This window comes from Streptomyces aquilus (assembly GCF_003955715.1).
GTDB lineage: Bacteria > Actinomycetota > Actinomycetes > Streptomycetales > Streptomycetaceae > Streptomyces > Streptomyces aquilus.
In genome coordinates, this window is the sequence record NZ_CP034463.1 from 1066300 (window position 1) to 1090999 (window position 24700).

The following is a 24700-nucleotide window of genomic DNA, read 5'->3' on the forward strand; positions in this document are numbered from 1 at the left end:
GACTCCTGTTCCGGCCGCCCCGACGCGGGCCGCCCGGCGGGAAGGACACGCATGACGAAGCGCCTCGGCAGCGGCAAACGCACCGGCGGCAAGGCAGCCGGGGCGCGCGGGCGTGCCGCCGCCTCCCGTCGGCCGACGCGCTCCGCCCCGCCGCCCGCCTCCGGTGACCGTCCGGACGAGGGCCGGACCGAGGCGCAGACCGACCGGCTGCGGTACCTGGACGCGGCGACCCGCAGCATCGCCCGCGGCATGGACCTCGACGAGACACTGTCGGAGCTGTGCCGGGCGGCCGTCCCGGCCTTCGCCGACACGGCTCTCGTTCATCTGTACGATCCACTGCCGGTGGGCGACGAGACCGGCCCCGTCCCCGGCGTCCTGCGGCTGCTCACCACCGAGCAGACGTCCTCCGACGCCCCGGCCGCCGTGGCCGAGGCCGTCCATCCCGCCGTGGGCGGCCCGCTGGCGACACGGCTGCGGGACGGCCGACCGATCTTCGGCGACGCCCCGCACGCGGCCGCCACGGTGACCGAACTGCTGGGCGCGGCACACGCGCCCGGGGCGCTGCCGCCCGGCCGCCGCCTGATCCTCGCCCCCCTGCACGGCCGCAGCCACGTCCTCGGCAGCGTCACCCTCCTGCGCGGTGCCGGACGCCCCGGCTTCACCGACGACGATCTGCTGGTCGCCTCCCAGCTCGCCACCCACACCGCGCTCGGCATCGACAAGGCGATGCTGTACGCGCGCGAGGCGTCCGTCGCCGACGCGCTCCAGCGCACCATGCTCCCGCCGTCGCTGCCCGAGCCGCCCGGCGTCCGGCTGGCCAGCCGCTATCTGCCGGCCTCGCGGACCGCACAGGTGGGCGGCGACTGGTACGACACGATCCCGCTGCCCGGCAACCGGGTCGCCCTGGTCATCGGCGACGTGATGGGCCACTCCATGACGTCGGCGGCGATCATGGGGCAGCTGCGGACCACCGTGCAGACCCTGGCCCTGCTCGACCTGCCTCCCGACGAGGTGCTGCACCACCTCGACGAGCAGGCGGAACGGCTGGGCACCGAGCACACCGCGACCTGTCTGTACGCCCTCTACGACCCGGTCCTCCAGCGACTGCTGGTCTCCAACGCCGGCCACCTGCCGCCGGTACTGCTGCATCCCGACGGGCACGGGGAGATCCTGTCGGTCCCGCCCGGGGCGCCGATCGGTGTGGGCGGCGGCGGTTTCGAGGCCACCGAGATCCACGCGCCGGCCGGGGCGACCCTGCTGCTCTACACCGACGGCCTGGTCGAGTCCCGCGACTTCGACGTACTGACCGGCATCGAGATCCTGCGGGCCCGGTTGCAGTCGGCCACCGCGGGGGCCGCGCCCCCGGCGCTGGAGACCCTGTGCGACGCGGCGCTCGGCACCCTGGGAGGCGGCGAGCGGGACGACGACGTGGCGCTGCTCGCCGCCCGCTTCGAGGGCCTGCTGCCGGAGACGGTCGCCTACTGGTACCTGGCCCCGCGCCCCCAGACCGCCGGCCAGGCCCGCCGGCTGACCCGCAGGACGCTGGGCCGCTGGGGGCTCGACTCCCTGATCGAGTCCACCGAGCTCATGGTCAGCGAGGTGGTGGCCAACGCCGTGCGGTTCGCCACGCGCCCGATCACCCTGCGTCTGCTGCGCACGGACGTGCTGCGCTGCGAGGTCGGGGACGACTCCCCGGTGGTGCCGAGAATGCGGCACGCCCGGCTGAGCGACGAGGGCGGCCGGGGGCTGTTCCTGGTCGACCAGGTGGCGCAGCGCTGGGGAGCGACGCGGCTGAGCTCGGGCAAGGTCGTCTGGTTCGAGCAGTTCCTCCCCGAGGACGCCCCCCGCTGAGCGGCGGCGGCCGGCCCCCTGCTCAGTCCGCCGGACGTCCGCCGAACCGCCAGTCGTGGATCTCGACGCTCTCGTACCGCCCCGCCCGCGCGTACGGATCGCCCGCCATCATCGCCTCGGCGGCCTCTCGGTCCGCCAGCTCGGCCAGCACCGCGGTGCCCCGCCAGGTGACGCCGTCCTCGGCGAGCAACGGCCCGTACGCGATCAGCCGGTCGCCGAAGCCGTCCTCGAGGTAGCGCCGCTGTTCCGCGTCGAGGAGTTCCAGCTCCGCGACCGCTTCCGGCCCGCCCTGGGCGATGATCAGGAAGCGACCGAATCCGGCCGTCGTCCCCGTGTACTCCCACATGGTGCGCCCCAGCGTGTTCCGCCAGCGACGGATGAGGACGTCACGGTAGACACCGGCCTTGTAGTTCGGTTCCTCGAACGCGAACCGCTGCGCGGCGGCCGCGTCGGGCAGGTCGACGATGTGCAGGCTGCCGCTCACGCCGTCGCCCTCGGCCGGGAACGTGGGCCCGCGCGCGATCATCTCCTCGGCGTAGCCGTCCATGAACGTCCAGTGGTCCTCGTTCAGTCGCATGCGCAGGTCGAGGGAGTCCGCCCGGTCCCGGCAGTAGATGAAGTACTCCATGTCGCTCCCCCAGAAGGTCGTCCGTACGGGATGGCCGGTTCACATCCTCTCCCGGTTTCGATCTTCTAGGGTCCGTGGTCATGACACGCTCTCCGGACCCTTCGCCGTTGTGGCGTGACCAGCGGTTCGTGCTGCTGCTGTGCGCACGGGTCGTCTCCGTCCTGGGCAACGGTTTCGCACGCGTGGCGCTGGCGTTCGCGGTGCTCACCCTGCCGGGCGCGGGCGCGGGCCGCCTGTCTCTGGTGCTGGCCTGCCAGGCGTTGCCGCAGTTGGTGTTCGTCCTGGCGGGCGGGGTCATCGCGGACCGGATGTCGCGGTCGAGGCTGATGGTCCTTGCCGACGTACTGGGCACGGCGGCGTACGCCGGTCTGGCGGGGATGGTGTTGAGCGGTCACGCCCCGCTGGCGGGCATGTGCCTGCTGGCCGTCGCCGCCGGGACGGCCACCGCCCTCTTCGCGCCCGCCATGGACGGCCTGGTGCCGCTGCTGGTGTCGGCCGACCGTCTGCAACGGGCCAACGGGCTGCTGCGGATGGGCACCAACTCCGCCCTGCTGCTGGGCCTTTCGTTGTCCGGTGTGACCGTGGCCCTGGTCGGTGCCGGTTGGGCCCTCGCGGTCAACGCGGGCTCCTTCGCCCTGAGTGCCGTCCTCACCACCCGTCTCGCGGTGGCCGCACGGCCGCGCGCCAAGGCGTCCGGCTGGCACGAACTGCGCGAAGGGTGGCGGGAGTTCGCCTCGCGGCAGTGGCTGTGGGTGGTGGTGGCGCAGAGCGCGGTCGTGGTCGCCGCGCTCAACGCCAACCTCGGTGTCCTGGGGCCGCTGATGGCCGACCGGCACCTGGGCGGGGCGCGCGCCTGGTCGGTCGTGGTGGCCGCACAGGCCGTGGGGACGATCGCCGGGGCGGGGCTGGCAGCCCGGGTACGGGTGCACCGCCCGCTCCTGGTCGCCGTGGTGTGCATGTTCCCGGCCGCCGTACCCGTCGCACTGCTCAGCGCGCGGGCGCCGGTGTGGTCGATCGCCGCGGCCATGTTCGCCGCCGGTGTCGCCGGCGACGTCTTCGGTGTGCTGTGGTCCACGACCGTCCAGCGCGAGATCCCCGAACACGTGCTGTCCCGGGTCAGTTCCTACGACTGGTTCGGCTCCCTGAGTCTCGCCCCGCTCGGCCTCCTGGTCGCCGGCCCGATCGCCGCCGCCGTGGGTGTCGGCCCGGCGCTGGCCGGCTGCTCGGCCCTGGTGGTGCTGGCCACGGCGGCCGCCCTGCTGTCACCGCAGGTCCGCAACCTGCGCACCCCGGCGGGCAGAGTGTCGGCCGCCTCCCTGGAGAACGCCGGTTCCTAGACTCGTGGGTCGGATGCGAGGGAGGTCGGCATGCTGCTGGACGCGGAGGCCGAGGGATGAGCGGCGAAGGCCCCGACGCCGTGGCGGCCCGGCTCACCGGGCGGGCCGTGGTGGCGCGGCGGCGGCTCACCGGGGCGGTCACCGAAGTCGACCTCGACGGTGGGCCGGTGGTCGTCAAGGACGCCGGCAGCGCGGCGGCGGCGCGTGCCGAGGCCGCGGGTCTTGGCTGGCTGGCCGAGGCCGGTGCGGTACGGGTGCCGGTGGTGCACGGCCGTGAGGGGCAGTGGCTGGTCACCGGGTCGGTCCCGGAGGGCCGGCCGGACGCGGCGGCGGCACTGCGCTTCGGCCGTGAGCTGGCCGCCCTGCATGCCGCCGGCGCCGACGCCTTCGGTGCTCCGCCGCCGGGCGGCCCTGCGGACGCGTACATCGGCGCCGCCCCGATGAGCAACGTGCCCGGGGACAACTGGCCCGACTGGTATGCCCGTCACCGTGTCCTGCCCTATCTGCGCCGTGCGGTCGACGCGGGCACACTGCGGTCCGCCGAGGCCGCCGTGATCGAGCGGGTCTGTGAGCGCGTCGACCAGTGGGCCGGACCCGCCGAGCCGCCCGCGCGGCTGCACGGCGACCTGTGGAGCGGCAATGTGCTGTGGGGCGCCGACGGCCACGTCTGGCTCATCGACCCCGCGGCGCACGGCGGCCACCGCGAGACCGACCTGGCCATGCTCCAGCTGTTCGGCTGCCCGCACCTCGCCCGGGTGCTGGAGGGCTACGAGGAGGCGGCGCCCCTCGCCCCGGGCCGGCGGCAACGCGTCGGACTGCACCAGCTGTTCCCGCTCCTGGTCCACACCGTCCTGTTCGGCCGCTCCTACGCCGAACAGGCACTCGCCGCCGCCCGCCGCTACGCGAGTGCCTGACCTCACGCCGGGCGCGGTTGCAGGCAACGAGCGCTCAGGTACCAGGCGGACCTCAACGAGCTGACCGCCGGCTTCGCCTCCGGTGTCCAGGCGAAGGAGCGGCCCACGCGCTCTCGGGTCACCGCCCCCTGGCCAGCGGCCTGGCCGAGGTCGTGATCACCGTCGTGCCGCTGCCACGCACGTCACGGGCGGTCCCTCGTAGGGACACCGGGCGCACCGTCCGCAGCTCCGAGCGCGGAGATCACCGCACCGACCGCGGCGACACGCTCCGCCAGGTCGCCGGCGGGGATGTCGACGAGCCGGTAGCCGAAGGCGCGGTAGCTCTCCTCGTGGACCTTCTCGAACTCGAGCGACTCCTCGAAGCTGATGCGGCGCGCGCTGGTGGGTTCGCAGAAGCCCAGGTTGCGGACGAAGAGCACCTGCGGTTCGTAGATGCGCTCGCTCGTGATCCGTTCGATCTCAGCGGTGAGCGACGGAGGGATCGGCCGGCCCAGATGGCGGGCGAGGGCGTGGGTGCAGATCGGTGAACGGTCGTACACCTGGACCGGGCCGCTGACGGGGGCCGCCAGCTGCCGCCGGCGCTGCATCTCGACGATGTCGTCGAGGAAGGACGCCCGCGTCCACGGCTCGTCCTCGCCCCGGGCCTGGGCCTGGGCGATGACGGCGGTGGCCGCCTCCTCCACTACCCGATGGCCGAGTTCGGACAGGCCGCGCAGGATGGAGGTCTTGCCGGCACCCGGGGTGCCGGTGAGCACGTATCGGCGCATCGTTGTCGGGAACCCTTTCGCCGGCAGCCCGACCGGTGTCGGTGCGGGTGAGCACTCAAGAGTACGGCCGCGGCCGACCGGCGGACGCATGCCGCCGGTCGGCCCGGAGGACTCGTTTCAGCCGGGGTCAGGCATCAACTGGTCACGCACGTACTGCCGTTCAGCGTGAAGGCGGTCGGCGCCGCGTTGGTCGTGCTCTTGACGCCGATGAAGCCGACGGTGACCGAACCGGCGGCGGCGATGGTGGAGGTGTAGGACGCGGGGGTGACGCTGACGTTCGCACCGCTCTGGGTCGGGGTACCGCCCCACATGCTGGAGATCGTCTGGCCGCCCGCGAAGGAGAAGCCGAGCGTCCAGCCGTTGATGGCGGTGGTCCCGGTGTTGCGGATGGTGATCTCGCCCTGGAAGCCGCCCGGCCACTCGCCCACGATCCGGTAGCCGACCGAGCAGTTGAGCACCGGGGCCTTCCCGGTCGTGACGTTGACCGTCGCCGAACGGGCCGAGCGGTTGCCCGCCGCGTCCCGGGCGTAGACGGCGAAGGTGTACGCCGTCTCGGCCGAAAGCCCGGTCACAGTCGCCGAGTTGGTGGTGGAGGCGGCGACCTTGGTCTCGGTGCCGCCGCTGATCCGGACGACGTCGTAGCCGGCGACGCCGACGTTGTCGGTGGACGCGGTCCAGGTGAGGGCCGCGGAGGTGGCCGTCACCGCCGAGGCGGTCGGGGTGCCGGGGGTGGTGGGCGCCGTGGTGTCGCCGGACCCGCCCCCGCCGTAGACGGTGGCTTCCTTGGCGGTCTGGGCGATGCCGTTGGTGCCGTTGAAGATGCGCTGGCCCCACGAGCTGAGGTTGTCGGGATCGAAGTCGATCGCGAGGTCGAGGACCGGGTCGGTGTTGCCGCTCCAGGACCAGGCGAGATAGCCGAGGTCGAGCCGCTCGGCGGTGGCCATCATGGTGTCCTCGTCCGGGTCGCCCCACTGGTCGGCGGGTCCGCCGAACTCGCCGATGAGGATGGGGAGTTTGGCGTTGACGAAGGCGTTGAGATAGTCGGTGATCTCGGCCGCGGTGTCGAAGACGCTGTACATGTGGATCGAGAAGATCAGGTTGCCGGTGGTGTCGGCGTTGTAGACGCTCTGGGCGTTGGCACGCATGACGCCCTGCCAGTCCTGGCCCCAGTTGGGCGCGTCAACCATGATCGTGTGCTCGAAGCCGGCGGTGCGCAGCTTCTTGATCGCCGCGATGGTCGGGGCGGTCCAGCCCTCGGGATTGGTGTTGCCCCAGGGCTCGTTGCCGATGTTGATGATGATGTAGTTCTCCTGGCCCGCCAGGACGTCCTTGAGGCCGATCCAGTAGTCGGCGGCCTGGTCGAGGGTGCCGGCCGCGGCCTCCTCGCCGTATCCGGTGGTGTCGTGCACCTCCAGGACACAGATGAGCCGGTTGGCCTTGCACTGACTGACAACGTTGCCAACGTCCGCCGCACTGTTGGCGGTCCAGCGGTGCCCGTCGGCCAGGACGACCCGGACGGCGTTGGCGCCGAGCGCCTTGATGTCGGACAGCGACTGCGTCTCGTTCGGGTACCAGGTGTGGGCGTGGTTGACGCCGCGCATCACGAAATCGTTGCCGTTGCCTTCGAGCAGCCGTCCGTTGCTGATGTGAAGCCCGGTGGCCTCGGCACCCGACGGCTCGGCCTGGGCGTACGCGGCGGCCGGCCAGAGGGCACCGAGGAGGACGAGCCCGAGGAGGGCTGCCGCCAGCCGGGCCAAGGGGTTCTTTCCTGTCGTGCTCTTTCTCGTCGTGCTTCTTGTTCTTCTCACTGCGACTCCTGGGAGTGAGCGCCAAGAAACTCAGGCGTGGGAGGAGAGCAATATGGGAGCGCTCCCATCAAAGCGATTGCGCCAGGTACACGTCAAGGGAACTCACAGGACCTCGTGGCAACACACAGGCTGTCGACCCGCCCGGATTGGCGGGCGGTCTCGCCGTTGGCCGCGTCGTGGGGGCGCCGTCCCTGCCGCGCAGGATGCAGACCACCTCACCGGCGGGTCCCCGGTGGCGGACGGGGACGCAACATGATCGGGGCGCAGTACGGGCCGGCACGGCTGTTCCGCCGGGCCGGAACCCACGAAAACCGGGACACGGCACCCTATAGGCGCGGAGAATGGACAGCCGGGGAGGTGGTCAGGCGTGAGCAGTGGCCCAACGATCCGGTGGACTCCGCAGTACCAAGGGGCCAACTCAAGTCCCCATGTCGTCCGATGCTACGAGGAGTTCGTCTCCGCGAGAGACCAAGCCCACCTGAAAGCACTGCAGTCGGTCGCCATGGGTGACGGTCCGGCGGGAAATCTGCACGCGCTGGCGTCCGCTTATCTGATTGCGGGGCGGCCCTTCGACGCGGTCGCCCTGTTGGAGTTTCTGGCCGACGCCGATCCCGAGAACCTGGCCTTCCGGGGCGATCTCGCCACGACGTATGTGCAGATCGGCAACGTGGAGCGAGCCTCGCGAGAGCTTCAGCGCATCCTGGAGATCACCCCTCGATCCGCCGAGACGGAACAGCAACTCACCGAGGTCCAGGCATGGTTGCGTTGGCAGGAGTCGGAAAGGGACTTCCAGAGGCGACGTGCCGAGTTCCTCCGTGAGCGCATAGCGGGCGGAGACAGTGGCGTCGATGAATACGTGATGCTGGGCAGGGCGCTCCATGTGTTGGCCCGTGTCCCCGGCAGTGGTGTCGACTGGCCGGACGTCGTGGCCGTCCTGACCGAAGCGCGTCGTCTGGACGGAACGCATATCCAGGTCCTGGAACTCCTGGCAGCGAGCAGCCACAACGCGGGAGCCGAAGCCGACTGGCACGACGCACTGCTTGCGCTGGAACAGGTTGATCCCCAGTCATCCATGCTGGAGCAGGCGCGTTCCATGCTGGAAGTCGCCTTGCCCGACCCGGACATGCTGCTTGAGGTCGCCTGCTCGGACAGCGATGACGCGCACGGCGCCCTGCGCGAGCTGCGGTCCCAGTACCGGGTGAGTCCGAACAATCCGGACGTCCAGCGCTGTCTGATGCAGGCCGAGGCCTTCGTGGGGATTGCTGCTGAGGCGTTGTGGATCGCGGAAGTTATGGCACGCGGTGAAGACCTCGGCTTCGCGGAACATGGCGCCCTGGCACTGGTCCATGGCGTGGTCGGGGATCCTCAGCGCATGGACCACCACGCCGCAACGGCTCTGTCCCTCGCGCCGAATGCGGAGACGCGGGCCGAGTTCCAGGCCAGTTATGACATGGTGCGTGCGAAGTGACCACCACTGACCACGTCTTGGAGCGCCTGATGCTGCTGGATCAGCTCCAGCATCTGCCCGCGTTCCTTGAGGCCGAACTCCCTTTTGACGGCGCTCAGTTGCTGGCAGGATTGCGGTCGCGGGCGGCGGACGCGGAGCTGAGCGGGCGGCGCGCCGAGGCCGACTTCCTACGGGCACTGATTCCTCACGTGGAGGCCGCCATGCCGCGGTCGGCTCGGGCGGGTGCCCAGGCGCCGACCACGCCCAGAGACCTGCTGGACCGGCTGCTCGCCTTCGACTCCCCCTTGGACCAGTACCTCTGTGCGCGTCGTCACCCGGAACTCGCCGCGGCAGCGCCGTCCCTGTTGCAGTCCTGGTTCGGCGCGGCGCGCCACTCGGAAACGGACCGGCACGCCGCAGCCTGTGCTGTCATCGGAGTGATATGGGGCGGCCCGGAGGCGCGGGTCCTCGGGCGGCTGTTCTGGTCGGTGGTGCTCCGCAGGCGAGGGGCGACAGGGGCGGCGCGTCGGCACCTCGACCGGGCGGAGCCGGACAGTTTGGCGAGCGGGGTCAAGGTCCGTCTGCAATGGCTTGGCGCCCGCATGGGCTTGGCCGAGGCAAGCGGACAGCTGGAGGAGGCCGTGCGGCGGGCGAAAGAGGGCCTGATCGTCGCTGAGGCTCACGGCCAGACGCCGGCCGCCCAGGCGTTTCACCGCACGCTCGCCGGATGCCTCCGTTCCCTGGGCCGGACCGGCCCGGCCCTGTCCCACGTGGACTCCGCCCTGGCCATGCTGCCCGACCATTCGCCCCTCGCGGACCTGCGCTCGGAGTTGTTGAACCTTCGGGGCCTGATCCACGAGGACCAGGGGGAGTACGACCTCGGCGCAGCCGACTACGGTGCGGCCTCGGCGGAAGCGCAACGCGCAGGGGATGAACGGCGGCGCTTCACCGCCGAGACGAATCGAGCCGCGTCGCTGTGGAAGGCGGGACGAGTGCGCGAAGCGCTCCGGGCCTTTGAGCACCTCCTCGCCCAGGCCCGGCGTCAACAACGCGTGGGCAGTGTGTCGGCCACACTCAACAACATGGGCCAACTCCGCCTTGAGATGGGGGACGCTGCGGGGGCCCGCGAATGTTTTCGCGACGCCATCAACGCGCGCCCCACCCTGCCACAGGGCGACCGGAGCGAGATCATCAGTCTGTTCGGTCTCGGCGATGCGTCTGCCGCTCTCGGCGACAACGAGACAGCTGAAGTGCTGTACACCCTCGCGCTGACCACGGGCGTCACCGCCGGGCACTATGAAGACGCGATCGCCGACTACGCGCTGCGCGGCCAGAAGGGCGAGAACAAGGACCGAGCGGCGTATCTGGGTGCACTGGTGGATGCCTACGAGCAGTCCTCCTGGCCGGCCAGGCCTTTCGTCGGCTCGCAACTCGCCCATGAAATCATCGTCGACGGCCGACACGAGGACGGGCGGCGCATGCTTCTCGACCTCTTGGAGGAGGCTTCCACCCGCGCCCCCGACAGTTTGGCTTGCCTGCACCTGCGGACAAGATTCGCCGCTGAACTCGCCGGCGCTCTCGGCGACCCGCGGTCGGCACTCGCCGAGTTCCAGCACGCGCGTCGGCATGTACAGCAACTTCTGACCCGTGCCCAGATCCCAGAACGCCGTGCCGAACTGATCAGTGAGCACTTCAGCGTCTACGAAGGGCTCCTCGCGCTCCTGGTGGGCAATCCGGACGGCTTGGGGCTCGACCCGCGTGAAGCCTGGCGGCTCGCATTCGACCTCCACGAAGAAGCGAAGGCTCCGACCACGCTCGCGCGTCTGTCGTCGGCCCCGCTGCGGTCCGACGAGGTGGAGGCCTTGCTCGCCGAAGTGGCGCCGCCCGCCGGCATGACCTTCGTGTCCTTTTTCTGCGGCAGTGAGTACACCTACTGCTTCATCATCGGCACAAACGCCGACCTACGTGCCACAAGGGTGCGTGTGGGCCGAGGCGAACTCCAGGATGCCGCCGAACAGCTCCGCCGGATCTTCAACGGGGATCCCAAGTGTTTCCCTCCCCTGGCTCCCTTGAGGCCGCGATCCCCGCAGCGCCGGAGTATCACTTTCCTCGACGCCCTCGGCCCCCGCCTGACCGCTTTCGTCGAATTCACGCAACCACAGACCTTGATCTGCGCATCGCCTCACGGTCCGCTGCATTTGCTGCCGCTCCATGCCTTACCCATGGCGGACGGCACTCGGCTCGTGGAACGCAACTGCGTCACCTATTGTCCCAGCCTGAGTTCATTGGCCCCGGCGTTGCGCAGAATCAGTCCATTGCCACGTGACGGGCGGGCCCTGTTCGTCGGCGTAGCCGCCCAAGAGGACCCGAACCCCGCGCTGTTCCAGACGGACGGCGCGCTGTTGGAAGCCGCGGGCTGGAACGTCACGCGATTCACCGGCACGGACGCCCAGCCATCGGTCGTTCTGCAAGCACTGGACACCGTCGACGTCGCGCACTTCACCTGCCACGGTTACACAGACCCTGTGAATCCGCTGGAGTCGGGGCTCGTCCTCTCTCCGCACGGCACACGGGTGCCGCCCACAAAACACGTCCGTCGCCTGTCTGTCGCGCAGCGAAGCGACACACTTCTACGGCCGTCCCAGTTGCTCGACCTGGAGTCGCTGCCGGCCCTGCTGACCCTGCGAGCCTGCTCTTCGGCATGGCAGGCTGAGATGAACCGCGGTGACGAGTTCGCCGGCCTCACTCGGGTGCTTTTGCAAGTGGGAGCGCGCTCGGTACTGTCCACTCTCTGGAATGTCGACCAGGAGAGCTCCGGTCGGTTCGTGTCCGCTCTCTACGCTCGCATCCACGCCGACCCCGGCTCCTCCCTTTGGACCTGTTACTGGCACGCCCAGAAGGAATTGCTCGGCGATACGGATGCCCCCTGGCTCGCTCACCCTTACCACTTCGCCCCCATGGTGCTGCATGGCGACTGGAGATAGCAGATGTCACTGATCGATGCCCTCGACGACCGTGCCCTGATCCTCGTCCTGCAGGAGTACACAGAGGACTTGCAGGACGGCTCCACCAGTTCTGGGCAGCTGACCGAGTCCGAGTCCCGCGAGGCCCTCCGGGAACTGACCGCCGGAGCCGACCTCGACGGCGTACTCGATGACGAGGCAGCGGCGCTGGCTGCCGCCCGCCGTCTTCTCACCGTTGCCCTCGATGACTCCGAATCCGCCGCAGTCGTGGTCCCGATCATCGAGGACCCACCCGCCGACGATCAGCTCGCCGTGGAGACCGCAGCCGCGGGTCTTGTCGTGTTGGGGGCCCTGATCGCCTGGCTGCAGACCAAGGTGGACATCAAAATCCATCGGAAGGACGGCAAGACGGAGTTCCTGTTCCACCTGCGTAAAGCGGCGGCCGATCCCCAGACCATCCAAGACCTCTCGAACGCCGCGACACAGGTTCTCACCGGCAACGGCCCGACACAGCCCTGACCGCGTCCGGTCTTCTCGGAGAGATCTTGCCAACGCGTCACGGGGCCTGCCCCGGGGACCCACGGGATCGGGCGCACGCGCACCTTCTGCTGCGGCAGCCAGGACCCTCACCCCAGGAGACCGAGGTCGATCCGCTGAGCTCTGCACACTTGCCGACAAGCCGACACAGGCGGGAGCCGAGGTCACCCCTGCCGATGCCGACGAACTGCCGACCCGCGCCGGCGAAATGATCGCCATGGGAGGCGGGTGCGTGCTGACGCGGAGCTGGTGGCGCTGGCGGGGGAGCTCCGCCAGCTCATCCGCAGCACCCGTCCCCCGACACCACGTCGAGCCGGCAGAAGCACGACGCCTCGATCGGTACGTCCGCCAGCGCGACCGCGAGCTTCAGCTGCTGGGCGACGATCCGCGCCTCCCCCGTCTTCCCTAGCCGGACCAGGCACTCGTGGAAGCCGTGCAGTGCCCAGACGTTGCCGGGATGCTGGAGCGCGCGCGGCAAGGTGTCGTCGAGACCGAGGTCGGCGCGGTAGACCGCCTCCGCCTCCGCGACCCGGCCCTGCTCCAGGAGCAGCGCGCCGTAGGCGTGCCGGGTGGGCTGCATCCAGCCCCACGGCTCGTCGTAGGGCAGGGTGTCGTCGAGCGCGATCGACCACTCCAGGGCGGCGAAGGCGGCGTCGAAGTCGCCCTTGCGGTAGGCGAGTTCACCATCGAGCAGCGCGGCGGCCACGGCGAGGATGTCGGCGCAGGTGTTGTTGAACAGCATGCGGGTCTCCTGGACCCGGGCCACCGCCTCCTGGAACAGGGCGCGTTCGGCCTCGGCCTCCGGGACGCGGCCGAGGGCGGACAGGGCGACCCCGCGGGCGTAGTGGAGCATCGCGGTCGTCACGCTGTACAGCTCCGGGTCGGCGGGCAGCGGGAGTTGGAGGATGTCGCCCCAGCGGCCGAAGCGGATCAGCGCGTGGACGCGCATGGCGAGGAAGGCCTCCAGCCAGTCGGCCATGGGCGGGCTCTGCACGCGCAGCAGGTCTTCCGGGATCGACGCCTCCAGTTCGGCGGCGGTCTCCAGGGCGATGCGGGACTGGCCAAGGAACATCGCGCCGTAGATCTTGAAGTGGTAGTTGTGCGACCGGTAGAGGGTGTAGAAGTTCATCGCGCCGGCCCGGGCGTGGTACTTCTCGTCGGCGGTGATGGCGGCGGTGTTGTCCGACACGACCCGGCGGTAGTCGCCGCACAGTACGTCCAGGTGGGACGGCATGTGCTGGAGATGTCCGGCGTCGGGAACCAGGCCGCGCAGCCGGTCGGCGACGGGCAGGGCCCGCTCGGGGGTCGGGGACATCTCCATGAGGTGGATGTACAGGTGCAGCACGCCGGGGTGTCGCGCTCCGGTGTCCGAGGCGAGCACCCGGTCGAGGACCGCCTTGGCCTCCAAGGTGCGGGCGCCTTCCGCGGGTTCCCCGGTCCTGAGGTTCCACAGCTGCCAAGGGGTGAGGTTCATCAGGGCGTCGGCGTAGAGCGTGGCGATGTCGGCGTCGTCGGGGGCGAGTTGATGGACGGCGCGCATGCTGTCGGCGTACGGCTCGTTCCACACCGAGCAGTCCGGAGCGGGCTTCGACTGCGGGTAGCGGGCACGCAGGGCCTCGATCAGGGCCCGTTCGACGGGAGTGGCGGCGGCCTGAGCCTTCTCGTGGGCCCGTTCGACCGCGGCGTGGGTGCGCTCGACGGTGCGGGTGAGGTCGTCGCCGTCGAAGAACTCCCAAGGCTTGTTGTAGTTGGGGCCGAGTGCGTACGCGATGCCCCAGTGGGCCATGGCGCAGTCGGGGTCGGCCTCGGCGGCGGCCCGGAAGCACGCGACCGCTTCCTCGTGGTGGAAGGCGTAAGTCCACACCAGCCCGCGGTCGAACCACCGTTGGGCCTCGGGCGACGAGGTGGTCACCGTGCGGCTGTGGGAGCCGAGGTCGTAGTAGTCCATGGGATTCCCCCGAGCACGAGCGGGCCTGGATTCGCGACGTTACAGGGTGATTTGCGCCCGACACGCCGACAACCGTCGCCGCCGTGCGGGCGCCTCAGCGCTCACGCTCCTCGGCGACCGCGGCCTCGTAGGCGAGCAGGGTGTCGACGAACAGGCGGCGCTGTTCCGGCTCCAGCGGGGTGAGCACGCGACGCCAGGCCTCGGCGCCGGGGGCGAGCCAGGCGGCGATGGCCTCGTGCTGGTCGGGGGCGATGGCCACGATGCGGCGCCGCCGGTCGGCGGGGTCCTCGCGGCGGTCGAGGACGCCCTTGCCGCTCAGGTCGCCGACCATCAGGCTGACCGTGGTGGGCGCCACCTCCAGGCGAGCGGCGAGGTCGTTCACCGTCAGCGGACCATCGAACAACAGACAGGCCAGCAAGGAGAGATGACGGGGCGCCAGCGACAGCGACTCCAGCGCCTCGGGCACGGGGATGCGCTTCACCCGGCCGACCATGCGCGGCATGAGCAGCAGCAGCTCGCGCACCGCGGTGTCCACGCCATCCGTCTCGGCCTCGCGCCGCACGGATCCGGCCATCACGCACCCCTCGCCATTTACCTTTGATGTCAAAGATGCTTTGCTCTCAAAGGCATCACATCCAAGAACACCACCCCAGAGAACACCCACACCCGAGAACCGAACGGGAACGGAGATTCCACCATGCCTCACTTCACCGTGCACATCAGCGAGAGCGCGCTCGACGGCAAGACCGAGGAGGGCCTGATCCGCGGGCTCGCGGACGCGGTCGGAGCGGTCTACGGCGAGCCGTTCCGCCGCATGGTCGCCGTGGACCTCATCGGCATCCCGCGCCATCGGCGGGGCGTGGGCGGTGTGCCGAGCGAGCGGGCCGCCCCGGACGTCAGGCTGAGCCTGCGCGAGGCGGCCTACCGGCACCCGGACGTGCCGGACGCGCCGGCCCGGCTGATCGCCGCGATCACGGACGCGGTGGTCGACGCGCTCGGCGAGCCGGTGCGCGAGGAGGTGGCGGTGAGCCTGACGGCCGTGCCCGAAGGGCGCTCGGGCGTGGGCGGCCGGGTGGGCTGACGTTCATCGCGGGGCCAGGCGCCACAGCGAGGTGACCTCGGCGGCTCGGGCGGCGTGGAGCGGGTCCGTGGTGTCCCTCGCCCGTGGATGCCGTGGCCGGGTGTCGAGCCTGTCCACCACGCGCAGCCCCGCCGCCTCGATGCCGGTCAGCAAGTCACGGCGGCTGCGCAGGCCGAGATGTTCGGCGAGGTCGGAGAGGATCAACCACCCCTCGCCGCCCGGGACGAGATGGTCCGCCAGGCCGTTCAGAAAGCCGCGGAGCATCTCGCCGTCCGGGTCGTACACCCCCTGCTCGACGGCGGACGTCGGCCGGGCCGGGAGCCAGGGCGGGTTGCACACGACAAGATCGGCACGGCCTTCGGGGAACAGGGCCGGGCCCACGACCTCCACCCGTCCGCCGAGTCCCAACCGCCGCACGGTGTCGCGGGCGCAGGCCAGGGCGCGCGGAGCGATGTCGGTGGCCACGACGTGGCCGACACCACGCCGGGCCAGGACGGCGGCGAGCACGCCGGTCCCCGTGCCGAGGTCGAAGGCGGTACGGCCGGGGGGCGACGCGGTCAGGGGTGCTCGCGCGACGAGGTCGACGTACTCGCCCCTGACCGGGGAGAACACGCCGTAGTGCGGGTGGATGCGGGCGCCGAGGGCCGGTACCTCGACGCCCCTCTCCCGCCACTGCCACGCGCCGAGGACGCCCAGCAGTTCCGTCAGGGCCACCGCCGTTCTGCCGGTCGGCGCCCCGTACGCCTCGGCGCACGCCCGGCGCACATCGGGAGCCCGGCGCAGGGCCAGGGTGTGGTCGTCCTCCAGCAGCACGATCAACCTGCCCAGCAGTCGGGCCCGGTGGCGGCGGGCCTGGCGGTGGAGGTGGAAGGACTCCGCCGGCGTGTTCCCCTGGCGGGGCGGTCGCCGGTCGGCGCGGCGGCGCATCGCGTTGAGCAGGTGGCGGGCGTTGTGGAAGTCGCCCCGCCACAGCAACGCCGTTCCCTCGCGGGCGAGTCGGTGGGCGGTGGCCGCTGTCGTCCGGTCGTCGGCGACGACGACCCGGCGCGGCGGGGGCGCGGCGCTCTCGGAGTGCCAGCGGGCGGAGCGGGCGGTGCGGTCTTCGGTCCAGTGGATCGTGGACACGGAGGTACTCCTCGTGATCGGACGTGCAAGGGCACGAAGAGCACTTCGACGAGGAGCAGCACCGACGGCCCGTGCTGCGGCACGGGCTCGGGATGCGGGGCAGGAAGGGTTACGGCTCCCGCGTCGAAGCGCGCGAGGAGACGTCGCCCAGAACCATGCCGAGGGTCACGAGGGGTCCTTCCGGAGAGATGACGTACGAGGCTCGCACGAGGTCCCGCGTACGGGCAAACCGCGCCGGCCCGGCGACGCCGAAAACCCGTTGCGGCCGCCCGCCTCCCCCTGGACCCTGGCCCTCATGCCTTACCTCCTGCGCCCCGCGCGGCTCGCCGACGCGCCCGCGATCACCGAGCTGCTCAACGCCGTCGACGAGATCGAGATCGGCCGGCGCGAGACGGACCTCCCCGAGGTCGAGGCCGGTCTCAGGCATCCCGAGGTCGACCTGGAGCGCGACTCCTGGCTGGCCTTCGACGGGGAGCGGCTGGTGGCGTACGGGCTGCTGTGGGACGACTCCGGGAACGAGCGGATCGACGTCGACCACTACGTCCTGCCCGACGATCAGGCAGCCGGGGAACAGATCCTGGACGCCCTCCAGATCAGGGCCGTCCAGCGGGCCCGGGCGAACGGCGCCGCCAAGGCCGTCGTCCATCTGCACCTCAACACCCGCCCGACCCTGGACACTTCACTGATCGAGGCACGGGGCTGGTACGTCGTACGCCGCTACCACGTGCTGGAACGCCCGCTCGACCAGGAACTCGACCGCGCCCCGGAGCTACCCGAAGGCGTACGCATCCGTCCCTGCGCCACCGGGGCGGACCGGCAACGCGCCCATCAGCTCTACCAATCCGCCTTCGCCGACCATTTCGACTTCCAGCCGCGCACCTACGAGCAGTGGCTGCACGACATCGACGCCGAGCACCTGGACTGGTCGCTGGTGTGGCTCCTCGACACCAAGGAGCTGGGCGACGCCGGGTTCCTGATCGCACGGGACGACCGCGCGGCCATGGGGTGGATCCGCAGCGTGGGGGTGCTCGGCGAGGCCCGGGGGCAGGGGCTGGGCGGGCTGCTGCTGCGGCAGGCTTTCGCCGCGTTCGCCGCACGGGGGCGGGACACCGTGGGGCTGGGAGTGGACACGGCCAACGCGACCGGCGCGCCCGAGCTGTACGGACGCAACGGGATGAAGCTCCACTACGCCGTCGACACGTGGGAGGCGGTCCTGACCTGAGCGCGGCGGCGATGGGTGAGCGCGTACGACGTCGTCGGCAGCGACCTCAGCCCCGAGCGGCGGCGCGCGCCACGGCCGAGGCGACGGCCCGGGGCATCTGGGTCATGGGGCACGTGCCGGAGGCGACGGGGTTCTGTCAGCCGGTCGTGGCGGGTCAGGTGCGGCGGGCCAGCACGTAGGCGCGGCGGGTCTCCGCCTCGTGGGCGTAGTGCGTGCGCTCCAGCTGCATCTCCACCGTGAAGCCGACCGATGCGAGCAGGTCCGTGAGGTGTGCGGGGTCGAGGAAACGGAAGTCGACGTCTACGGAGTGACCCCACCATTCGTCCAGGTGCCGGACCTCCTCGCCGACGTGGAAGGAGAGCAGGAGCAGCCCCTCGGGGCGCAGGACCCGCTCCATCTCCTCGAAGGCGCGCCGCAGTTCGCCGGGTTCGAGGTGGATGACGGTGTAGAGGGCGATCAGGGAGCCGAACTCGCCGTCCTTCGCCGGGAGTTCCAGCAGGTCGCCCTGGCGGAACTCGACCTCCGGGAAGCGGCTGCGGCCCGCCTCGACCATGCCCGCGGACAGATCGATCCCGACCGTTCGCGCGCCCTTCTCCGCCAGCCAGGCCGCCACATGCCCGGGACCGCAGCCCAAGTCACCGATCACCGCCCCCGGTTCGGTCTGTTCGAGGAGCGCGGTCAGCAACGCCCTGTCCAGGGGCTTGCCTTCGAGCTCGGCATGGAGCCGGGTCGTGTACTCCTCGGCCACGGTGTCGTAGCTGTGGCGTACGGAGTCGTGCCGTCGGTGATCAGCCATGCGGCCAGCATGCCAGCGGAAGGACCCCGTCGTCAGCGGGGTCCGGAGGTGGGGCGTACCAGCCCGGTCTGGTAGGCGATGACGACCAGTTGGGCGCGGTCGCGGGCGCCGAGCTTGGTCATGGCGCGCTGGACGTGGGTGCGGACGGTGAGCACGCTGAGGACGAGGTGGGCCGCGATGTCCTCGTTGGAGCGGCCCTCGGCGGCGAGGACGGTGACCTCCCGTTCCCGCGGGGTGAGGTCGCTCAGACGCTCCGGCGGGGTCAGCAGGGTGCCCGCGGCGGGTGCGCTGAGGAAGCGGGTGATGAGGGCGCGGGTGGCGCCGGGTGAGAGCAGGGCCTCTCCGGAGGAGACGGTACGGATGCCGGCGAGGAGGACGTCGGTGGTGACGTACTTGCCGAGGAACCCGCTGGCCCCGACGCGCAGGGCCTGGGCGACGTACTCCTCGGTCTCGAACATGGTCAGGACGAGGACGCGGGTGCCGGCCAGGTCGGGGTCCTCGCAGATGGCGGCGGTGGCCGCGAGGCCGTCCGTGCCGGGCATGCGGATGTCCATGAGGACCAGGTCGGGGCGGTGGGCGCGGGCGAGCTCCAGCGCCTCCTTGCCGTCGGCGGCCTCGCCGACCACCTCCATGTCCGCGCAGGAGTCGATCAGCAGCCGGAACGTGCCCCGCAGCAGGGCCTGGTCGTCGGCGAGCAGGACGCGGATGCTCACGGGGTCGCCTCGTGGTCGTCGGTCACTTGGGAGTGCAGGGGCAGGGCGGTGGCGACCTCGAAGCCGCCCTCCGGGCGCGGTCCCGCCCGCAGGTCGCCGCCGACCGAGTGGGCGCGCTCGCGCATGCCCATCAGTCCGAAGCCGCCACCCGGGACCGCGGAGCCGGTGGCGGCGCCCTCGTTGGCGACGGTGATCAGCAGGCGCGAGTCGGAGTAGGCGAGCCGGATGCGGGCCTCGTGGTCGGAGGCGTGCTTGGTGGCGTTGGTCAGGGCTTCCTGGATGATCCGGTACGCCGTCAGGTCGACGCCCGGTGACAGTGGCCGGGGCTCACCGTCGGTGGTGACCGTAACGGTGAGGCCGGCGGACTCGCAGGCGGCGATCAGCTCGGGGAGCCGGTGCAGGCCGGGGGCGGGTTCGAGGGAGTCGGCGTCGTCGGCCTGGCGCAGCACGCCCACCGTCGCACGGAGTTCGAGGAGTGCGGAGGAGGTGGTGGACGTCAGCTCGTCGAGGATCTTCTGCGCCTGTTCGGGCTGGGTGGGGGCGAGGTGGCGGGCGGTGCCGGCCTGGGCGTTGGCGACGGCCATGTGGTGGGCGACGACGTCGTGGAGCTCGCGGGCGATCCGCAGCCGCTCCTCGGCGACCCGCAGTCGCGCCTCCTCCTCCCGGGTGCGCTCGGCGTGCAGGGCACGCGCGTGCACCGATTCCAGATAGGCGCCGCGCAGCCGTGCGTTGTGGCCGCCGACCAGAGGCAGCAGCAGCCACAGCACGGGGCCCACGGTGCGGAGCAGCAGCAGGTCGGTCGTGGGCCGGTCCAGTACGGTGGTGATCACGATCATGGCCATGGCGCCCCCACCGAGCACGCGCATGGTCGTCAGGTCGGTCCGGGCGGCCACCCAGTACAGGGCCATCATGAGCGGGGCCAGGGTCAGCGGTGTGGGCAGATAGCTCTGGGCCAGCGTGGCGACCGTACAGGCCGTGACGGCGACGGCGACCGCGCGCGGGGCGTCACGCGCGACGAGCAGCGCGAGACAGGAGACGGCCGCCAGGGCGACCGCGGGCGCGTCGCCGCTCGGGCGGCTCGTGCCGGGGATGCTCAGCGAGGCGCCGAGGGTCGCGCAGCCGAGCAGCGCCAGAGCGATCATGACGTCCATGACGCGGGGATGGCGCGCGGTGGGGCGCTCCGGACGAGCGCGGGGATGGCGCGTGGTGGGGTGTTCCGGACGGGCGCGGGGATGGCGCGCGGTGTGTCGCTCCGGGCGGGTGGTCATCGGTGTCTCCGGATCAAGGGCCTGGGTCCATGGTGAACGACCTGCGCGCACCCGTGCGCCACGGGCCGCCCGCGGTTCCTCACCGAAGGCGGCCGGGCGACTGCGGCGACGCCGTTCAGACACGTACCTGCGGGTGCTCGTCCGGCGTCAGATCGGGGTCGGGTTCCGCGGCCCCGGCCGGCCGGCGGGTGAGGGCCTCGCCCTCGATGTCGACGCGGGGCAGCAGCCGGTCCAGCCACTGCGGCAGCCACCAGGCGCGGTCGCCCAGCAGGGCGAGGACCGCGGGGACGATCGCCATCCGCACCACGAAGGCGTCGAGGAGGACGGCCGTGGCGAGGCCGAACCCGATCATCTTGATCATGGAGTCGCTCTCCCCGATGAACCCGGCGAACACCGCGATCATGATGAGCGCGGCGGCCACGACCACCCGGGCGCTGTGCCGGAACCCGGAGACGACCGCCTGCCGCGCGGACTCGCCCTGGACGTACGCCTCCCGCATCCGGGAGACGAGGAACACCTCGTAGTCCATGGCCAGGCCGAAGACGATGCCCACCAGGAAGATCGGCATCAGGCTCATGATCGGCCCGGTCTGCTCCACCCCGAAGACGCTCGCACCGTGTCCTTCCTGGAAGACCACGACGACGGCGCCGAGCGCGGCGAGCACCGAGAGCAGGAAGCCGAGGGCGGCCTTGAGGGGGACGAGCACGGACCGGAAGACGACCAGCAGCAGGACGACGGCCAGCCCCACGACGGTGACGAGGTACGGGACGAGCGCGGCCTGTACCTTGTCCGCGATGTCGATGTTCAGGGCCGTGGTGCCGGTGACCTCGAAGCTCTCGGTGCGCTCGGCTCGGATGGCCTTGACGAGGTCCTTGGTGCGTTCGTCGGTGGGGCTGGTGGACGGCGTGGCGGTGAACACCGCCGTGTCGCCCGCCTTGTTGAAGCGGGGCTGGGTGACGGAGACGATGCCGTCGGTGCGGGCGATCTTCTGGTTGACCGCCGCCACGTCCGCCTTCGGGTCCGCTGCGCCCTGGGCGTCCACGACGACGGTGAGCGGGCCGTTGAACCCGGGGCCGAAGCCCTCGGCGAGGTCGTCGTAGGCGCGGCGTTCGGTGGTGGAGGTGGACTTGGCCTCGTCGCCGGGCATGCCCAGCTGAAGGCCGGTCATGGGCAGGGCCAGCGCGCCGAGCCCGAGCACGCCGAGGAGGAGCACCGGCAAGGGCCGGCGCAGGACGAACGTGGCCCAGCGGGTGCCGCCGTTGTCGCCGGTGCTGTTGTCGACGCCCCGTTTACGGAGCCGCCGGGCGAGCACCGCGTTGGGCCAGAAGCCCAGCAGCGCGGGGACCGCGGTCAGGGCCACGAGGACAGCGACGACGACCGCGCCGGCCGCGGTCAGTCCCATCTTGGTGAGCATCGGGATGCCGACGACGGTCAGTCCGGCGAGGGCGATGACCACCGTGAGACCGGCGAAGACGACGGCCGAACCGGCGGTGCCGACGGCCAGTCCGGTCGCCTCCTCCGGCGGGCGGCCCTGGGCGCGCTCCTCGCGGTAGCGGGAGACGACGAACAGGGCGTAGTCGATGCCCACGGCCAGGCCCAGCATCATCGCCAGCGTCCCGGTGCTGGTGGACAGGCCGAGGGTGCTGCCCAGCAGCGTGATGGCGAACATGGTCAAGGCGACGCCGATGAGCGCGGTGAGCAGCGGCAGTCCGGCGGCGGCCAGTGAGCCGAAGGTGATCAGCAGGACGACGGCCGCGACGGCGATGCCGATGACCTCGGCCATGCCGCCGGCGCCCGCTCCACCGTCCAGGGCCGAACCGCCGGTCTCGACGGTCAGCCCGGCGTCGCGCGCCTGCTCCGCCGCCTTCCGCACCGCCGTACGGCTGGCGTCGGTGACGTCGGCGGACTTCACCTTGTAGGTGACGGTGGCGTAGGCCGTGGCCCCGTCCTTGCTGACCGCCCCGGTCCTGTACGGGTCGGCGACCCCGGCCACCTGGGAGCCGGCGCCGAGGGCGGCCACCGTTTCCTCGACGGCCTTCTTGTTCTCGGTGGCGGTGACCTTCTGTCCGTCGGGGGCGACGAAGACCACGCGGGCGGTGGCGCCGTCGGCGGCGGCGCCGGGGAAGCGCTCCTGCATCAGGTCGTACGCCTTCTGGGACTCGATGCCCGGCATCGAGAACTCCTCGTCGGAGGTTCCCGGGGCCTGGAGGGCGCCCAGCCCGACGGCGGCCAGGACGGCCACCCACATCAGGGCGACGTACCCGCGCCGCCGGAAGGCCAGTCGGCCCAGTCGATAGAGAAAAGCAGCCACGTCAGGGAACTCCACATCCGTTCTCGATCAGGTGCCCCAGCGTGTCCCGGCAGGGGTCCCCGAGTCGTCGTCCCGCTGCTGGCAATGCCGTCTGCTGCTGTCGCAGGACCGGCTACTGAATCCGCAGTACGTGCCCGGCCGGGATCTCCTGCCCCGGTATCACGCCCGGCGGGTCAGCCACCCGCGCGGAACGCCCTCAGCACGGCCTGCGCCATCCCGCGCTCACCGCGCTCGTTGGGGTGCACCGGGGCCGCGGGGGCGGCCGGGATCAGCGGCTCGACCCAGCGCGCGTCGGCCTTCGCGCAGGCGTCGCGTCCGTCGGAGGGCGCGTAGGTGTCGACGTACCCGGCTCCCGCGTCGGCCGCGGTCCTGCGCAGCATGGTGTTGAGCTGCTGTTCCTTCTGCCGCAGGAAGGTGACGTCACCGGGGGCGAGTCCCATCGCCCGTGCGCAGTCGGCGCCTTGGGCGGGCAGGATCGTCGGATAGCCGACCACGTAGACACGGGCCTCGGGCGCCCGGCGCCGGATGTCGGCCAGCACGTCGGCCACGCGTCCGCCCGTCGCCGCGATGTTCGTCCCGATCTCGTCGGTGTCGCCGGAGGTGTGCCGTGCGCGGCACGGCGCCCGGTCGGGGGCCAGGTCCCCGATGCGGCTCTCCAGTTGGTAGCGGACGCCGGCCTTGACGCAGGTGGTGATCAGCTCGCCGAAGCCGATGTCGTCGCCTCCGATACCGACGGTGACCAGCCGGGTCCTGGCGGACACGGCCGAGAGCTGGGCCGGATTGGTCCCGCTGTCCGTGTCCTGAGCCGTGAACAGGTCGCCGGTGGTGGCCCCGCTGCAACTCATGTCACGGAACTCGGCGCCCGCCAGGCCGAGTTCGGCGGCGACGAGCGCCGGGTAGTTGCGGTCGGAGCGGTCACAGCCGGCGGGCTTCGCGTGCTGGCCGGGGATCCGCGGTCCGGCCGTGTAGGAGTCGCCCAGGGCGACGTACGGGCCGCGCGGCGGGCCGTTCAGGGCGGCGGCCGGGCTTCCGTTGCCGTCCCGGGCGACCGCGACCACGCTGACGAGGACGGCACACGAGAGGGCCGTCGCCAGCCCGATGCCGGTACGAGTTCTCATCGGAGGTCACGCCTTCCGGTACGGCGCCGACGCGGCGCGGGCGGTGCTGCACACCGCCTCCAGGCTCGCCCGGCAGGGCGTGCCGCGTCGTCATCCCGCTGCGGGCTGTACGGCCTACTCGGACCGCAGTAGCCACCGCCCGACACGTCCTCCGGAAGGACGAGAGGTCAGGGCGGGCGCGCCGACGCCACACCCGACAGCGGTCGCCGTCACTCCCTCAGCCGGCCCGAGAGCAGTCGCCGTCACTCCCTCAGCCCGCCCGACAGCAGTCGCCATCACCCCATCAGCCCGCCCGACAGCGGCCCGCCGTCACTCCATGAGCCCGCCCGGCAGCAGTCGCCGTTACCCCATCAGCACTCACCGTCACTCCATGAGCCCGGCCGCGAGCGTCGCGCCCAGCTCCCAGCAGGCCTGCACGTCGGGCTTCTCCGGTGTTCCGGTCACCGTCACGGCGTCCGCCGCGCGGCGCCAACCGAGGCCCGTGGTGATGGACTCGATGCCGCGCACCGCGCCGGTGACGTCACTGCCGCCGTGCACCCAGTAGCCGAAGGGCCGCCCTCGCGTCTCGTCCAGGCACGGGTAGTAGACCTGGTCGAAGAAGTGCTTGAGGGCCCCGGACATGTAGCCGAGGTTCGCCGGTGTGCCCAGCAGGAAGCCGTCGGCGGCGAGCACGTCGGAGGCGGTGGCCGCGAGCGCGGCCCGCCGCACGACCTGGACGTTCTCGATCTCCGGGTCCGTGGCCCCGGAGACGACGGCTTCCAGCAGCGCCTGGCAGTTGGGCGAGGGCGTGTGATGCACGATCAGCAAGGTAGGCACACCCCGCACCCTGCCGTCGGCCGGGCACCCGGCGCAAACGCGACGGCTGC

20 protein-coding genes and 1 pseudogene are annotated in these 24700 nt (G+C 71.4%); 8 read left to right on the forward strand and 13 right to left on the reverse strand.

What is annotated here, in order from left to right:
• Positions 1 to 51 precede the first annotated feature (51 nt).
• Positions 52 to 1851, forward strand: coding sequence for a SpoIIE family protein phosphatase (locus EJC51_RS05065; RefSeq protein ID WP_126269901.1), 1800 nt, complete (start codon positions 52 to 54; stop codon positions 1849 to 1851).
• Positions 1852 to 1873: 22 nt separating this feature from the next.
• Here EJC51_RS05065 and EJC51_RS05070 read toward each other — a convergent pair whose 3' ends face one another.
• Positions 1874 to 2479, reverse strand: coding sequence for a YciI family protein (locus EJC51_RS05070; RefSeq protein ID WP_126269902.1), 606 nt, complete (start codon positions 2477 to 2479; stop codon positions 1874 to 1876).
• 80 nt (positions 2480 to 2559) lie between these two features.
• Between EJC51_RS05070 and EJC51_RS05075 the strand changes: the two genes are divergently transcribed.
• Both EJC51_RS05075 and EJC51_RS05080 read left to right on the forward strand, forming a co-directional pair.
• Positions 2560 to 3816, forward strand: a complete 1257-nt coding sequence (locus EJC51_RS05075) for an MFS transporter (RefSeq protein WP_126269903.1) — start codon at positions 2560 to 2562, stop codon at positions 3814 to 3816.
• A 56-nt stretch (positions 3817 to 3872) separates the two neighbouring features.
• Positions 3873 to 4730, forward strand: a complete 858-nt coding sequence (locus EJC51_RS05080) for a fructosamine kinase family protein (RefSeq protein ID WP_126269904.1) — start codon at positions 3873 to 3875, stop codon at positions 4728 to 4730.
• A gap of 65 nt (positions 4731 to 4795) precedes the next feature.
• Here the strand turns inward: EJC51_RS05080 and EJC51_RS49530 are convergent.
• From EJC51_RS49530 to EJC51_RS05095, 3 genes and pseudogenes are all read right to left on the reverse strand, one after another.
• A pseudogene (locus EJC51_RS49530) lies at positions 4796 to 4896 on the reverse strand (BlaI/MecI/CopY family transcriptional regulator); the annotation flags it as partial.
• 16 nt (positions 4897 to 4912) lie between these two features.
• Positions 4913 to 5497 carry an AAA family ATPase gene (locus tag EJC51_RS05090; protein ID WP_126269905.1) on the reverse strand — a complete coding sequence of 195 codons (585 nt, stop codon included), beginning with the start codon at positions 5495 to 5497 and terminating at the stop codon, positions 4913 to 4915.
• Positions 5498 to 5631: 134 nt separating this feature from the next.
• Entirely contained in the window at positions 5632 to 7254 is a 1623-nt protein-coding gene (locus EJC51_RS05095) for a cellulase family glycosylhydrolase (protein ID WP_126269906.1), read from the reverse strand.
• A 553-nt stretch (positions 7255 to 7807) separates the two neighbouring features.
• Here EJC51_RS05095 and EJC51_RS05100 point away from each other — a divergent pair.
• From EJC51_RS05100 to EJC51_RS05110, 3 genes are read left to right on the forward strand one after another with little or no spacing between them, the layout of a single operon-like run.
• Positions 7808 to 8773, forward strand: coding sequence for a tetratricopeptide repeat protein (locus EJC51_RS05100; protein ID WP_126269907.1), 966 nt, complete (start codon positions 7808 to 7810; stop codon positions 8771 to 8773).
• Positions 8770 to 11736 carry a CHAT domain-containing protein gene (locus tag EJC51_RS05105; protein WP_126269908.1) on the forward strand — a complete coding sequence of 989 codons (2967 nt, stop codon included), beginning with the start codon at positions 8770 to 8772 and terminating at the stop codon, positions 11734 to 11736. The genes EJC51_RS05100 and EJC51_RS05105 overlap by 4 nt, the downstream gene beginning before the upstream one ends.
• 3 nt (positions 11737 to 11739) lie before the next feature.
• Positions 11740 to 12234, forward strand: a complete 495-nt coding sequence (locus EJC51_RS05110) for a hypothetical protein (RefSeq protein WP_126269909.1) — start codon at positions 11740 to 11742, stop codon at positions 12232 to 12234.
• Positions 12235 to 12529: 295 nt separating this feature from the next.
• On the opposite strand, the gene EJC51_RS05115 is transcribed toward EJC51_RS05110, so the two are convergent.
• On the reverse strand, positions 12530 to 14200 hold the full coding sequence (locus tag EJC51_RS05115; protein ID WP_126269910.1) for a tetratricopeptide repeat protein: 1671 nt from the start codon (positions 14198 to 14200) through the stop codon (positions 12530 to 12532).
• Positions 14201 to 14294: 94 nt separating this feature from the next.
• On the reverse strand, positions 14295 to 14774 hold the full coding sequence (locus EJC51_RS05120) for a MarR family winged helix-turn-helix transcriptional regulator (protein WP_097259801.1): 480 nt from the start codon (positions 14772 to 14774) through the stop codon (positions 14295 to 14297).
• 123 nt (positions 14775 to 14897) lie between these two features.
• Between EJC51_RS05120 and EJC51_RS05125 the strand changes: the two genes are divergently transcribed.
• A complete protein-coding gene (locus EJC51_RS05125) occupies positions 14898 to 15281 on the forward strand; it encodes a tautomerase family protein (RefSeq protein WP_126269911.1) in 384 nt (127 codons plus the stop codon).
• A gap of 3 nt (positions 15282 to 15284) precedes the next feature.
• On the opposite strand, the gene EJC51_RS05130 is transcribed toward EJC51_RS05125, so the two are convergent.
• Positions 15285 to 16406 carry a methyltransferase gene (locus tag EJC51_RS05130; RefSeq protein ID WP_126269912.1) on the reverse strand — a complete coding sequence of 374 codons (1122 nt, stop codon included), beginning with the start codon at positions 16404 to 16406 and terminating at the stop codon, positions 15285 to 15287.
• A gap of 295 nt (positions 16407 to 16701) precedes the next feature.
• Here EJC51_RS05130 and EJC51_RS05135 point away from each other — a divergent pair, with 295 nt between their 5' ends.
• Positions 16702 to 17628 (forward strand): GNAT family N-acetyltransferase, encoded by a 927-nt coding sequence (locus tag EJC51_RS05135; RefSeq protein ID WP_126269913.1) that lies wholly within the window; start codon positions 16702 to 16704, stop codon positions 17626 to 17628.
• Positions 17629 to 17782: 154 nt separating this feature from the next.
• Here EJC51_RS05135 and EJC51_RS05140 read toward each other — a convergent pair whose 3' ends face one another.
• From EJC51_RS05140 to EJC51_RS05165, 6 genes are all read right to left on the reverse strand, one after another.
• Positions 17783 to 18424, reverse strand: a complete 642-nt coding sequence (locus EJC51_RS05140) for a class I SAM-dependent methyltransferase (protein WP_126269914.1) — start codon at positions 18422 to 18424, stop codon at positions 17783 to 17785.
• A gap of 32 nt (positions 18425 to 18456) precedes the next feature.
• Positions 18457 to 19137: a response regulator transcription factor gene (locus EJC51_RS05145; protein ID WP_126269915.1), complete on the reverse strand. Its 681-nt coding sequence runs from the start codon at positions 19135 to 19137 to the stop codon at positions 18457 to 18459.
• Positions 19134 to 20288, reverse strand: a complete 1155-nt coding sequence (locus EJC51_RS05150) for a sensor histidine kinase (RefSeq protein ID WP_399585262.1) — start codon at positions 20286 to 20288, stop codon at positions 19134 to 19136. The genes EJC51_RS05145 and EJC51_RS05150 overlap by 4 nt, the downstream gene beginning before the upstream one ends.
• A gap of 232 nt (positions 20289 to 20520) precedes the next feature.
• Positions 20521 to 22716, reverse strand: a complete 2196-nt coding sequence (locus EJC51_RS05155) for an MMPL family transporter (protein WP_166682828.1) — start codon at positions 22714 to 22716, stop codon at positions 20521 to 20523.
• Between the two features lie 173 nt (positions 22717 to 22889).
• Positions 22890 to 23834 carry an SGNH/GDSL hydrolase family protein gene (locus EJC51_RS05160; RefSeq protein ID WP_126269917.1) on the reverse strand — a complete coding sequence of 315 codons (945 nt, stop codon included), beginning with the start codon at positions 23832 to 23834 and terminating at the stop codon, positions 22890 to 22892.
• Between the two features lie 363 nt (positions 23835 to 24197).
• A complete protein-coding gene (locus tag EJC51_RS05165) occupies positions 24198 to 24650 on the reverse strand; it encodes a flavodoxin family protein (protein ID WP_126269918.1) in 453 nt (150 codons plus the stop codon).
• Positions 24651 to 24700 lie beyond the last annotated feature (50 nt).

Bases quoted from the DNA above. Each gene is read 5' to 3' on its own strand.
- EJC51_RS05065 (WP_126269901.1), top strand. From the start codon at position 52: ATGACGAAGCGCCTCGGCAGCGGCAAACGCACCGGCGGCAAGGCAGCC.
- EJC51_RS05070 (WP_126269902.1), bottom strand. From the start codon at position 2,479: ATGGAGTACTTCATCTACTGCCGGGACCGGGCGGACTCCCTCGACCTG.
- EJC51_RS05075 (WP_126269903.1), top strand. From the start codon at position 2,560: ATGACACGCTCTCCGGACCCTTCGCCGTTGTGGCGTGACCAGCGGTTC.
- EJC51_RS05080 (WP_126269904.1), top strand. From the start codon at position 3,873: ATGAGCGGCGAAGGCCCCGACGCCGTGGCGGCCCGGCTCACCGGGCGG.
- EJC51_RS05090 (WP_126269905.1), bottom strand. From the start codon at position 5,497: ATGCGCCGATACGTGCTCACCGGCACCCCGGGTGCCGGCAAGACCTCC.
- EJC51_RS05100 (WP_126269907.1), top strand. From the start codon at position 7,808: ATGGGTGACGGTCCGGCGGGAAATCTGCACGCGCTGGCGTCCGCTTAT.
- EJC51_RS05110 (WP_126269909.1), top strand. From the start codon at position 11,740: ATGTCACTGATCGATGCCCTCGACGACCGTGCCCTGATCCTCGTCCTG.
- EJC51_RS05115 (WP_126269910.1), bottom strand. From the start codon at position 14,200: ATGGACTACTACGACCTCGGCTCCCACAGCCGCACGGTGACCACCTCG.
- EJC51_RS05120 (WP_097259801.1), bottom strand. From the start codon at position 14,774: ATGGCCGGATCCGTGCGGCGCGAGGCCGAGACGGATGGCGTGGACACC.
- EJC51_RS05125 (WP_126269911.1), top strand. From the start codon at position 14,898: ATGCCTCACTTCACCGTGCACATCAGCGAGAGCGCGCTCGACGGCAAG.
- EJC51_RS05135 (WP_126269913.1), top strand. From the start codon at position 16,702: ATGCCTTACCTCCTGCGCCCCGCGCGGCTCGCCGACGCGCCCGCGATC.
- EJC51_RS05140 (WP_126269914.1), bottom strand. From the start codon at position 18,424: ATGGCTGATCACCGACGGCACGACTCCGTACGCCACAGCTACGACACC.
- EJC51_RS05150 (WP_399585262.1), bottom strand. From the start codon at position 20,288: ATGGACGTCATGATCGCTCTGGCGCTGCTCGGCTGCGCGACCCTCGGC.
- EJC51_RS05160 (WP_126269917.1), bottom strand. From the start codon at position 23,834: ATGAGAACTCGTACCGGCATCGGGCTGGCGACGGCCCTCTCGTGTGCC.